Origin of the sequence: Corynebacterium sp. CMW7794 (genome assembly GCF_001563605.1) — a bacterium.
GTDB lineage: Bacteria > Actinomycetota > Actinomycetes > Mycobacteriales > Mycobacteriaceae > Corynebacterium > Corynebacterium phoceense.
This window is the reverse complement of record NZ_KQ961769.1, coordinates 36,668-48,410: the sequence shown is the minus strand read 5'-3', so window position 1 is coordinate 48,410 and position 11,743 is coordinate 36,668. Positions and strand designations below refer to the sequence as shown.

Annotated in this window: 11 protein-coding genes; 7 read left to right on the top strand and 4 right to left on the bottom strand. The window is 64.4% G+C overall.

The window, feature by feature from the left end; genetic code table 11:
• The first annotated feature begins 13 nt into the window (after positions 1–13).
• Both pheA and HMPREF3227_RS10540 read left to right on the top strand, forming a co-directional pair.
• Positions 14–904 carry a prephenate dehydratase gene (pheA, locus tag HMPREF3227_RS10545; RefSeq protein WP_066493503.1) on the top strand — a complete coding sequence of 297 codons (891 nt, stop codon included), beginning with the start codon at positions 14–16 and terminating at the stop codon, positions 902–904.
• 11 nt (positions 905–915) lie between these two features.
• A complete protein-coding gene (locus HMPREF3227_RS10540) occupies positions 916–1,548 on the top strand; it encodes a histidine phosphatase family protein (RefSeq protein ID WP_066493505.1) in 633 nt (210 codons plus the stop codon).
• On the opposite strand, the gene HMPREF3227_RS10535 is transcribed toward HMPREF3227_RS10540, so the two are convergent.
• The 3 genes from HMPREF3227_RS10535 to HMPREF3227_RS10525 are packed head-to-tail and all read right to left on the bottom strand — an operon-like array spanning position 1,545 to position 3,677.
• Complete coding sequence (locus HMPREF3227_RS10535) at positions 1,545–1,892, bottom strand: metallopeptidase family protein (protein ID WP_066493507.1); 348 nt, start codon at positions 1,890–1,892, stop codon at positions 1,545–1,547. The genes HMPREF3227_RS10540 and HMPREF3227_RS10535 overlap by 4 nt on opposite strands.
• Entirely contained in the window at positions 1,893–2,909 is a 1,017-nt protein-coding gene (locus HMPREF3227_RS10530; protein WP_066493508.1) for a septum formation family protein, read from the bottom strand.
• A gap of 27 nt (positions 2,910–2,936) precedes the next feature.
• Positions 2,937–3,677 (bottom strand): GntR family transcriptional regulator, encoded by a 741-nt coding sequence (locus HMPREF3227_RS10525; protein ID WP_066493509.1) that lies wholly within the window; start codon positions 3,675–3,677, stop codon positions 2,937–2,939.
• Positions 3,678–3,778: 101 nt separating this feature from the next.
• On the opposite strand from HMPREF3227_RS10525, the gene serS reads away from it, so the two are divergent.
• The 4 genes from serS to glpK are packed head-to-tail and all read left to right on the top strand — an operon-like array spanning position 3,779 to position 8,248.
• Positions 3,779–5,038, top strand: a complete 1,260-nt coding sequence (gene serS / locus HMPREF3227_RS10520; RefSeq protein ID WP_066512947.1) for a serine--tRNA ligase — start codon at positions 3,779–3,781, stop codon at positions 5,036–5,038.
• Positions 5,039–5,044: 6 nt separating this feature from the next.
• Positions 5,045–5,968 carry a lysophospholipid acyltransferase family protein gene (locus HMPREF3227_RS10515; protein WP_066512943.1) on the top strand — a complete coding sequence of 308 codons (924 nt, stop codon included), beginning with the start codon at positions 5,045–5,047 and terminating at the stop codon, positions 5,966–5,968.
• Between the two features lie 4 nt (positions 5,969–5,972).
• Positions 5,973–6,794 (top strand): Cof-type HAD-IIB family hydrolase, encoded by an 822-nt coding sequence (locus HMPREF3227_RS10510; RefSeq protein ID WP_066493515.1) that lies wholly within the window; start codon positions 5,973–5,975, stop codon positions 6,792–6,794.
• Positions 6,794–8,248 (top strand): glycerol kinase GlpK, encoded by a 1,455-nt coding sequence (gene glpK, locus HMPREF3227_RS10505; protein WP_066493517.1) that lies wholly within the window; start codon positions 6,794–6,796, stop codon positions 8,246–8,248. The genes HMPREF3227_RS10510 and glpK overlap by 1 nt, the downstream gene beginning before the upstream one ends.
• Before the next feature lie 48 nt (positions 8,249–8,296).
• Here glpK and HMPREF3227_RS10500 read toward each other — a convergent pair whose 3' ends face one another.
• On the bottom strand, positions 8,297–10,210 hold the full coding sequence (locus HMPREF3227_RS10500) for an N-acetylmuramoyl-L-alanine amidase (protein ID WP_066512937.1): 1,914 nt from the start codon (positions 10,208–10,210) through the stop codon (positions 8,297–8,299).
• A gap of 144 nt (positions 10,211–10,354) precedes the next feature.
• On the opposite strand from HMPREF3227_RS10500, the gene glf reads away from it, so the two are divergent.
• Positions 10,355–11,551, top strand: coding sequence for a UDP-galactopyranose mutase (gene glf, locus HMPREF3227_RS10495; protein ID WP_066493521.1), 1,197 nt, complete (start codon positions 10,355–10,357; stop codon positions 11,549–11,551).
• Positions 11,552–11,743: the final 192 nt, after the last annotated feature.

The following is an 11,743-nucleotide window of genomic DNA, read 5'->3' as shown; positions in this document are numbered from 1 at the left end:
TAGGGTAATCGCTATGCATACGACAGTCGCGTATTTGGGCCCTGCCGGGACGTTTACGGAAGCCGCCCTCCTGCAGTTTGATCTGGGGGAGGTGACGGGGCTTCCGGTTAGTTCCCCTTCCGAAGCACTGGGAGCGGTGCGCTCTGGTGCTGCCCAGTACGCCGTCGTCGCGATCGAGAACTCCGTGGATGGCGCCGTCACGGCGACCTTTGACGCGCTCGTCGAGTCTGATGAGCGAGTCCAGGTCTTCGGAGAGGTCGATCTTCCCGTCGAGTTCGCCATTATGGTGCGCCCGGGGTCGCGGGATCGAGCGAAGTTTGCGACGCATCCGGTCGCGTACCAGCAGGTGCGGAGCTGGATCGCGCAGGAGCTTCCCGATGCCGCCTTTACCCCGGCGTCCTCCAACGCCGCGGCCGCGGAGATGGTCGCGCAGGGTGAGGCCGACGTCGCTGCAGCACCGGCGCGCGCGGCGGAGATTTATGGACTGGAGATCATTGAATCGGGCGTGGCCGACGTGCGCGGCGCGACGACGCGGTTTCTTCTTGTTGGTGCGCCCGCGGCTCCGCCTTCCCCGACCGGTTCCGACCGCACGTCTGTCGTCTTTACGCTTCCCAACCAACCAGGCTCGTTGGTGGGCGCGCTCGAGGAGTTTGCGATTCGCGGCGTGGATCTCACGCGCATCGAGTCCCGTCCCACCCGACGAGAGTTCGGCACGTACCGCTTCTACGCGGATCTTGTGGGGCATATCGAGGACGAACCCGTCGCTGAGGCCTTGCGTGCCCTGTGGCTGCGGACGGAGGAGCTCGTCTTCGTCGGCTCGTGGCCCGCGGCGCAGGAGCTGGACTCGAGCCGTCGTCTCGCGGCCGCAGACGAATGGGTAGCGCGGGCGCGCCGGGGCCAATAAACTTCCGGGGTATGCGTATCTACCTCGTGCGTCACGGGCAGACATTCTCTAACGTCGAGCACCTCATGGACACCCGCCCGCCGGGTGCGGAACTCACCCCGCGCGGCCGCGACCAAGCCACCGCGGTGGGGTTGGAGCTGGCGGATCTCATTGAGGGGGTTCCGCGTTTCCTTTCATCCATCGCGATTCGCACGCAGCAAACGGCGATGGCGGCGGCGCGCGCCTTCGAGGAAGCGCGCGGCTGGGATCCGTATACGTTGCCCGTCGAGCCGACGCCGGGGCTCCATGAAATCCTCGCCGGTATCCACGAGATGTCCGGAACCGATGCGACGCGTGATGCCTATACCTTCGCCCTGCGCGGCTGGCTCACCGGGGATATGAATGCGTGCATGGAAGGCGGCGAAACGCTGCGTGACGTGCTGGGGCGCTACCAGCCCATCCTGGAGTCGGTCGTCGGATCCGATTCGGACGTTGTTGTCTTTTCGCACGGCGCCGTCATCCGTACCGTGACGACGCATGCCTGCGGCGTGGATCCAGACTTCGCCTTCACCGGTTACATGCCCAACTGCCGCTTCACGGTCATGGAGCCGACGGGGCGGTTTGGGGAATGGACGCTGGAGCGCTGGGCCGACCTCGAGCTTTAACCCCAGCCCAGCTCGTGCAGGTGCTCGTCGTCGATGCCGAAGTAGTGCCCCAGTTCGTGGAAGACGGTCACCATGACTTGGTGCTCAAGTTCCTCTTCTGAATTGCACCAGTCTTGGAGCGCGCGACGGTAAATGAATATCGCATCGGGCAGGTAGCCCGTGTGGTCAAACGTGCGCTCGGGCAGCGCGACGCCCTCGTAGAGACCCAGGATGTGGGGCGACTCCTCGTTGTAGTCTTCGACGAGAATCGCCAGGTTGCGCATGCGCGCCACGAAATTTTCGGGCACTTTGTCCAGCGCTGCCTCGACCATTTCATCGAAGCGCTCGTCCTCTACGTAATACATCTACGGGTTCCGCAGCGGGTTACGCGTGGGCGGCGCGGCCGGGGTGGCGCCGTCGATGGTGAGGGATTCGCGGCCATTCTTCGCCGAACCCGTGATGGCGGAGAAGGTCTTCGTTTGCCTGTTCACGTGCATGAGCGAGCAGTTGACCGAGCGCGATCCGCCGTTCCACGAGGACTCCGCGAGCGAGCCCCAGTAGGGCTGCAGCGTGGACTGGTAGAGCGCTTCCTCGCCGCCGAGGTAATCCTCGACCGCCTGGGTGCAGCGTTCCGAGAGGAACTTGTTCTGGTCGTCGATGGACGGCGTGCCCTGTGGGAATTGCTGGGACAGGTCCACGATGGACACCGTCTCCAATTGGTGCGGCTCGGCGCAGTCGACCGTGCGCAGCACCTGGTCGTCGCCGATGGCGCGGCACGCGCCAGGCTCCGCGATATTCGCTTGGTCAACCTCGACGACGCGTCCGCTAAAAGGCTGTGCGACGCCTTTTTCATCCGTGGTTTGCAGGCCGCAGAGCATGGTGCGGTCTCCCTGCGCCCAGGCTTCCGCCGGCGGCAGGATGGGCGCGATGGAGAACTTGCCCGCCGGATCGAAGCGGCCGTCCACGTACGCGAGCGTCGCGCCGTGGCAGAGCTCTTCGCGCAGCTGCGCCTGGCGCTCCTGGTTGGGCATCTGCGCGTTTTCGCCGAACTCACTTGTGGGGTAGACAGACAGATCCTCGCGCGCGGCGACCTCGAAACGGTGCTCTGTCGAACAGTCAGTCTGCGAGAAATTCGAGACTTTCCCCTGCGCGTCGATATCCCAGTTCAGGCACGAGCCCGCGTCCGCCGTGGTGAACGGGGCAAGCTCTGCGGCGACCTCTGCCGAGCTTGAGGCTGCGGCGGCACCGTGCGTCTTGGTCGTGGTCTCGCCTCCGAAGAGACCGTAGGAGCCGACGAAGACGGCGGAGGCCGCCGCCGCTATCAATACAGTGTTGACGGCGGTGGCGCTCCGGAGGGCGCGGAAAGTCTGTCGGCTACTCATATACCTGCGTAGTTTACACTCGCCCGGCTACTCTTCCATCGCACGTCCGACGCGGGCTGAGAGGTGATAGCGGTCTGTGCGGTAGACCGAGGAGCACCACTCGACCGGTTTATCGCCCGAGCGCGAGTACCGAATGATGTGGAGCAGCGGCGTGCCGGGCTCGACATCGAGTAGTTGTGCGACCTCCGGATCCGCGGCGACGGCTGTGACGATCTGGTCCGCCTCCGTAATCGGTACCTGAAAGTCCGTGTCGAGAATGTGATAGACGGACTTGTAGATGTCGTTCTCCAGCAGATTGGGCACGTACGTGGAGTTGTACCAACCGTCATCGATGGAATACGGCTCCCCGTCGCCCAGGCGCAGGCGCCGCAGGTGCGTGTGCGGGGTTCCCGCCGGAGTTCCGAAGAACTCCGTGACCTCGTCCGGCGCTGGCGAACGTCCGCCCAGCAGGATCTTCGAGGAAGCCTCCACGTCCTGGGCGCCCATCTCATCCGAGAAGGATGCGAGGTGTAGGCGGGAGACGAGCGGGTTGGGGGCGACGAAGGTGCCCTTACCGCGGACCCTCCGCAGCTGCCCGGCGGCGACGAGATCACCAATCGCGCGGCGGACCGTGATGCGGGAGACGCCGTAGGTTTCTTCCAAGAGCCTCTCCCCGGGCAACATATCTCCAGGTTTGAGCTGCGTGTGGCACAGCTCCGCCAAAATATCGCGTAGCTGCGCATGCTTCGGGATGGGGCCGTCCTCGATGATGCGTGCTGGGATGTTCATGTCATGTATTTTAGGCCGGTGGTCATAACCAGGCAAGGGGGTGGTCGCCCCCGTGGCGAGCGTAAGCCGTGGTGAAAGTCCCTATGCGCTAGGATTGTTGCGTGATTGATCTCAAGTTCCTCCGCGAAAACCCAGACGTTGTCCGTGCCTCCCAGGTCACCCGCGGCGAGGATCCGTCGCTGGTCGACGCCCTCATTGCTGCGGACGAGCGCCGCCGCGCCGCCATCGTCGCGGCCGACGAGCTGCGTTCCGAGCAGAAGGCCTTTGGCAAGAAGATCGGTAAGGCCTCCCCGGAGGAGCGCCCAGCCCTTCTCGAGGGCTCGAACGAGCTCAAGGCCAAGGTCAAGGAAGCCGAGGCCGAGCAGGTCGCGGCCGAGGAGCAGGTCACCGAGCTGCAGTACAAGCTCTCCAACGTCGTCGAGGGCGCACCCGCCGGCGGCGAGGACGACTTCATCGTCATCGAGGAGGTCGGCGAGATTCCCACCTTCGACTTCGAGCCGAAGGATCATGTGGAGCTGGGCGAGTCCCTGGGGCTCCTCGACATCAAGCGGGGCGCCAAGGTGGGCGGCGCGCGCTTCTACTACCTCACCGGTGACGGCGCCTTCCTGCAGCTGGGCATGCTTATGCTCGCCGCGCAGAAGGCACGCGAGGCTGGCTTCCAGCTCATGATCCCGCCGGTGCTCGTGCGTCCGGAGATCATGGCCGGCACCGGCTTCCTCGGCCAGCACTCGGACGAGATTTACTACCTCCCAGCGGATGACCTGTACCTCGTCGGCACCTCCGAGGTCGCGCTCGCGGGCTACCACAAGGACGAGATCATCGATCTCAAGGACGGCCCGCTCAAGTACACTGGCTGGTCTTCCTGCTTCCGCCGCGAGGCCGGCGCCAGCGGCAAGGACACCCGCGGCATCCTCCGCGTCCACCAGTTCGACAAGCTCGAGATGTTTGTCTACTGCAAGCCGGAAGAGGCCGAGGACATGCACCAGCAGTTGCTGAACATGGAAAAGTCCATGCTCGAAGCCATGGAGCTGCCGTACCGCACCATCGACGTCGCCGGTGGCGATCTTGGATCGTCCGCTGCCCGCAAGTTCGACAACGAAGCGTGGGTCCCGACCCAGGGGACGTACCGCGAGCTCACCTCCACCTCGAACTGCACGACCTTCCAGGCCCGCCGCCTGCACACCCGCTACCGCGACGAGAACGGCAAGACCCAGTTCGCCGCGACCCTTAACGGCACGCTTGCGACCACCCGCTGGCTTGTTGCCATCCTGGAGAACCACCAGCAGGCTGACGGCTCCGTCGTCGTGCCCGAGGCGCTGCGCCCGTTCGTGGGCAAGGACGTCCTCACGCCGGTGAAGTAGGGCACCATGGATATTCGCGAAGGTCTCGTCCACGTCCCAGTCTCGCTTGAGAAGCTCCCGCGCCACGCTGAGGCGGGCGAGCCGGTCTACCAGGGCATTATTGCTGTTCTCAACCGGATCATGCGGGCGCAGGGCATCCAGATTTCTGTCTACGGCGCGGAGAATGTCCCGCAGTTCGGCGGCGCGCTCTTCGCGATGAACCACACGGGTTACTACGACTTCATTTTTGGCCAAATCCCGCCGTATATCCGCGGGCGTCGCCTCACCCGCTTCATGGCGAAGAAGGAAATCTTCGATGTCCCCGTCGTGGGCTGGCTCATGCGCACGATGAAGCACGTACCGGTGGACCGCTCGGCGGGTGCCTCGTCTATCGATGCCGCCGTGCTCCACCTGCGCTCCGGTCGTCTCGTGACGATCTTCCCGGAGGCCACGATCTCCCGCAGCTTCGAGCTCAAGGACTTCAAGAACGGTGCGGCGCGCATCGCCGCGACCGCAGACGTGCCGCTCATTCCCATGGTGACGTGGGGTTCCCAGCGCATATGGACGAAGGGCGGCGAGAAGCACCTCGGCCGCACCAAGACGCCGGTCATCATCCAGGTGGGCGAGCCCATTACTAGGACCGGGGACCCGGACACCGACATCGCGACGCTCAAGGCCGCGATGCAGGCACTGCTCTCGGAGGTCCGTACCCGATACGACAAGGAGTACGGCCCGTTCGAGGACGGGCTCGACTGGCGCCCGGCCGCGATGGGCGGCACCGCGCCGACCCTCGATGAAGCCAACCGCATGGATCATGCCGAGCGCGAGGCCAAGGCCCGCGCCCGCGCGGAGAAGGCCCATCGCGCCGCCGCACAGAAGGAAATCAAGGAAGATAAGCGGCTCGCCCGCCGGGTGCGACGCGCCTGGCGCCGTCTGAAGAAGGAAACTTAAAAAAGTGATCCCACGGCTCATCGCCAGCGATATCGACGGAACGTTCCTCGATCCCAACCACCGCGTCACGCAGCGCACCCGCGACGTCGTGGCGCGCGCGGTCGAATCCGGAACCCACTTCGCGTTGGCGACGGGCCGTCCGTTCCGGTGGATCGCGCCGGTGCTCGAACAGATTCCTGTGCGTCCGCTCTGCGTGACGAGCAACGGGGCCGTCATTTACGACTCCGCGGCAGATCAGGTGGTCCTCGCTCATGAGCTGCAGCCGGAGACGCTTACCACCATCGTCGAGACCGCGCAGTCCGTCATGGCGCGCTACGGGGGCATCGCCGTGGGCGCCGAGCGCGCTGGCACGTCGACCCGTGACAACGTGGCGGAACTCTTCGTCGTGGATCCCGCCTACGGCGACGATGATCTATTTGGGGAGTTCAAGAAGGATACGACGGAGGGAGTTATTTCGGTCCCCTGCGTCAAGCTCATTCTGCGCAACCTGGAGTACAGCTCGCGGGAGCTCTATGAGCTCATTGCCCCGCACGTCGATCCTGATGAGGCACACGTGACCTTCTCCATGGACGAGGGCATCCTCGAGATTGCCGCGCCGGGCATCACCAAGGCCACGGGGCTTACCTGGCTCGCGGATCACTACGGCGTCGCACAAGACGAGACCATCGCGTTTGGCGATATGCCCAATGACATTGAGATGCTGCGCTGGGCTGGACGTGGCGTGGCCATGGGCAACGCCGCGGACGCTGTGAAGGAGGCGGCCGACGAAGTGACGACCCCGAACCATCAAGCCGGGGTGGCCACAGTGCTGGAGCGCTGGTTCTAATGCCGCTGATTGCCGCCATCGACCAGGGGACCACCTCGACGCGTTGCGTCTTCGTTAACGAGGAGGGGCACATCGTCGCCTCTGCACAGTACGAGCACGAGCAAATCCTTCCGCGCCGGGGTTGGGTTGAGCACGATCCGCGCGAGATCTGGGACAACACGCGCCGCGCCGTCTCCACGGCGATGGTGGAGCTCGACATCACCGCGGCGGATGTCGCCGCGCTCGGCATTACCAACCAGCGCGAGACGGCAGTGGTGTGGGACAAGGAGTCCGGCGAGCCTATCTATAACGCGATCGTTTGGCAGGACACCCGTACCGCGGGCCGCCACGAGCCCGCCGATAAATGGCACAAGAAGACCGGCCTGCTCGCGAATTCCTATCCGGCAGGGCCCAAAATTGCCTGGATCCTCGACCACGTGGAGGGGGCCCGGCAACGCGCCGAGAACGGCGAACTGCTCGCCGGCACCATCGACGCGTGGCTCCTGTGGAATCTCACGGATGGCGAGATCCACGCGACGGACGTGACCAATGCGTCGCGGACGCTGCTCATGGACTTGAATACCCTCGAGTGGGACGAGGACCTCTGCCGTGAGGTGGGGGTTCCGGTCCAGATGCTTCCCCACATCCTCCCCTCCGTCGGCGCCTTCGGCGTGGTGCGACACCGCGGGACGCTCTCCCGCGTGCCCATCATGGGTGTGCTCGGCGACCAACAGTCTGCGCTCTTCGGCCAGGCCGGATTTACCCCGGGACAGGTGAAGAACACCTACGGCACCGGGCTCTTCCTGTTGCACAATACCGGCGCCGAGCCGCACTTTTCGGACCACGGCCTGCTCACCACCGTCGCGTACCAGCTTTCCGATGCCGCCCCCACCTACGCCCTCGAGGGCTCCGTCGCCGTAGGCGGCGCGCTTATCCAGTGGTTGCGGGACCAGCTGGGGATGATTCCGACGGCGGCGGCATCGGAAAGCATTGCAGCGGAGGACAACGGCGGGGTGTACATCGTGCCGGCTTTCTCCGGGCTCTTTGCTCCGCGCTGGCGGCCGGACGCGCGCGGGGTGATTGTGGGCCTGACCAGATTCGCGGACCGCTCGCACATCGTGCGCGCCGCGCTCGAGGCCACGTGTTTCCAGACCCGCGAGGTCGTGGAGGCGATGGTCGCGGACTCGGGCGTTGCGCTCACAGAGCTGCGCGTGGACGGCGGCATGGTCGCCAACGACCTCCTCATGCAGCTGCAGGCTGACATTATGGGCGCGAAGGTTACGCGCCCGAGCGAGATTGAGACCACTGCGCTTGGCGCTGCGTTCGCCGCAGGGCTCGGCGCTGGCGTGTGGGAAAACCTCGAGCAACTCGAGGGACTCGTTGCCCCGGATAAGACGTGGGAGCCGCAGGCCAACCGGGACGACATCTTTGCCGACTGGCAGCGCGCGGTGGAGCGCAGTCTGGACTGGGCTTAAATATCGCATAAAAAATGCGCCCCGAGGGGCGCATTTTTCGTGTGCGTCTTACTTGGTGAAGACCTGAGCCTGGCCGCTGGTCGGGTCAAACGTAATGTAGCCACCCTGGAAGTCAACGCGGATGGTCGTGCCGTCTGCGGATTTGTATTCGTCTGAGGTGGGCAGGCCCAATGCCTCCGGGTTCTCGGCCCACTTCCGAGCGATATCGCCCACGAGCGCGTGGGTGCCGGTGTCTTTGCTGGACAGGACGACGCCGTTGGTGAACAGCTGGGAGACGAGCTGGGAGTCGACGTCCTTGAGGTCCGGGCCGCCCACGGGCAGGCCGAGGACCGGGCCGAAGGCGTTGAGGACCGCGGTCCACGTCTCGGCCAGACCCTCGTTGCCGGTCACGGCGATGACCTTCGACACGATATTCGGGACCTCGCCCACGGTGATGCTGCCGGCGAGCTCGGCCTTCTGATCGACCTTCATGCCGTCGACGTTCGAGGCTGCGACGATGCCGATGAGCGCCGCTGCGATGCCGATGATCGCCTCGATGGTGGACATGGGAACCTCGGTGCCGCCGATAGACGAGGTGGCATTCGAGTTCGAGGTCTGCGGAGTCGAGGAGTGATCCGAGCTCGTGTTGTTCTCCTGCGCCTGGGACTCGTCCCAGCCGTCATTGATGCCGTCGTTGATGTTGAGGTCATCCGCAGCGCCGCCGCCGTTCTTGATGGCGTTGTACTTCGTCGTCGCCTTCGCACGGATTTCGTCCCAGCGGGCAATGGTATTCGCACCCGGGCACTGCGTGTAGTGCAGATCCGAGTGGCCCATGAAGGCCGGGCCGGTGTAGGTCTGGCCCGCGGCGTAGCGCGAACCGTTGAAGCCACCGGAGGTCAGCGAGACAGTCGATGACGGGGAGAAGCCGGATTTCGCGGCCTTCCAACCAGCGATGGAGGCGACCGAGTCGAGCATCTCCTGGCTTGGCTGCGCGGTCTCGTAGTTGCCGATCATGGAAATGCCCCAGGTGTGGGAGTTGAAGCCGCCCACGTGCGCGCCCTGGATGGCGCGGTCGAGTCCGCCGTAGCGGCCCTCGTAGATGGTGCCGAACTTGTCCACGAGCACGTTGTATCCGATGTCGCACCAGCCCAGGGTCTGGGCGTGGTAGGCGTAGATGCCGCGCACCTGCGCGGCGGCGTCCGCCTGCGTGTAGTTATTGGAGCCCGCGGTGTGGTGCAGCGTGAGCGCCTTGACGTAGCCGTCATCGGTCGGCTGCTGGCAACGGATGCCTTCGTTGGCGCCCCAGCCCGCGCGGGAGACGACGGACGGCATGCCTGCGTCGCGGTAGTCTGCGACCGGCGCGATGCCGGACTGCGCCTTGCCGTCGATGAAGACGACGTCGAGGTCGCTGGGCATGGTGTCCGCGACCGGCGCGATATCGCCCACGTTGGTAAGCAACGGGTTGATGGTATTCGCTGCCTGGTCGAGGATGTTGTCGTTATTGTCCTGGTAGAGGTCGACGTTGCCCACGGAGACCTGGACGTCATTGGTCTGGCCCACATAGATGAGCTCCGTGCCGGTTTTGCCGTTGCTGCCCTCGGTGCCGATAGGCGAGGCGTCGTACCACTCGGACCACGAGCCATCCGGCTGCTTCGCGCGGACGAACGCGGCGATATCGCGCTCACCGGACCACGTGAGCGCAAACTGGGAGAAGGCCTCGTCGCGGTGGAATTCCTTCACCGCGCGCGGGCCGTCGCCCTCGCCCTGGGAAGCGATGGCCGGATCGTCAACAACGGTCGTGGCGCCATCGGCGAAGGACGCCGAGTTGACCGCCGGGTCAATCGGACCAGAGCCGATCTCCTGCGTCTTGAGGATGTCGTGGCCGCCAAAGGCTGCGGCGGCAAACACGGAGACGGACGCGATGACGGCAGCTACCGGCGTCCACACGGAACGCTGGCGTCTATTGATACGTCGTAACTGCACGGTGAGGACTCCTCGGATTGGTCGCAGCATGCTGCCGCGACGAGAGTATACGTTTGGGGCCAATGTTAAAGCTGATAAAAGTGTGAACTCTGTTGCGACACGCCGCTGCCTTTCTTTGAGCCTTTTCCCATTAAGCTGGGAGCCATGACTTCTTATGACCTCATCGTTGTTGGATCCGGCTTCTTCGGCCTCACCGTCGCCGAGCGGGCTGCCTCGCAGCTGGGCAAAAAGGTGCTCATCGTCGAGCGCCGCAACCACCTGGGCGGCAACGCCTACTCCGAGCCCGAACCCGAGACCGGCATTGAGGTCCACAAGTACGGCGCCCACCTCTTCCACACCTCGAATAAACGTGTGTGGGACTACGTCAATAAGTTCACGTCGTTCACGGACTACCAGCACCGCGTCTTTGCCATGCACGACGGCACGGCCTACCAGTTCCCCATGGGCCTGGGCCTTATCAACCAGTTCTTCGGCCGCTACTACTCCCCGGACGAGGCCCGCACGCTCATCGCCGAGCAGGCCGGCGAGTTCTCCCCGGAGGAAGCCACCAACCTCGAAGAGAAGGCCATCTCGCTCATCGGCCGTCCGCTCTACGAGGCCTTCATCCGTGATTACACCGCAAAGCAGTGGCAGACCGATCCGAAGGAGCTGCCGGCCGGCAATATCACGCGCCTGCCCGTGCGCTACACCTTCAACAACCGTTACTTCAATGACACCTACGAGGGTTTGCCCGTCGATGGCTATGCCGCGTGGCTGCACGCGATGGCTGACCACGAGAACATCGAGGTCCGCCTCGATACTGACTGGTTCGAAGTTCGCGACGACATCCGTGCCGCCAATCCGGACGCACCCGTCGTCTACACCGGCCCCCTCGACCGCTACTTCGACTACGCCGAGGGCGAGCTCGGTTGGCGCACGCTCGATTTTGACCTCGAGGTTCTGCCTACCGGCGACTTCCAGGGCACCCCGGTCATGAACTACAACGATGCGGACGTGGATTACACCCGCATCCACGAGTTCCGTCACTTCCACCCGGAGCGCGCGGATAAGTACCCGACCGATAAGACGGTCATCATGAAGGAGTACTCCCGCTTCGCCGAGTCCGGCGACGAGCCGTATTACCCGATTAACACCCCGGAGGACCGCGCCAAGCTCGGGGCCTACCGCAAGCGCGCGGCGGCCGAGGCTAAGGACAATCAAGTCCTCTTCGGCGGCCGCCTGGGCACGTACCAGTACCTCGACATGCACATGGCCATCGCCTCGGCGCTGTCCATGTTCGACAACAAGCTGGCACCGTTCTGGAATGAGGGCAAAGCCCTTGAGCAGGAGCGCGGTCACTAAGTCTCCTCCGCTGAGGTCGCGAAGCTTCGACCTTTAACACTGCACATAACACTCAACACAACACGCGCACGTGCTGAGTGTTGTGTGCAGTGTTGTGTTGTGGGGTGTGCCGTTTTCGCGCGCAGTTAGTCGTTCTGAACTGCGGGGATAAACACACGCACGGCGGGGCACTTCATCGTGCAACCGGCTGTA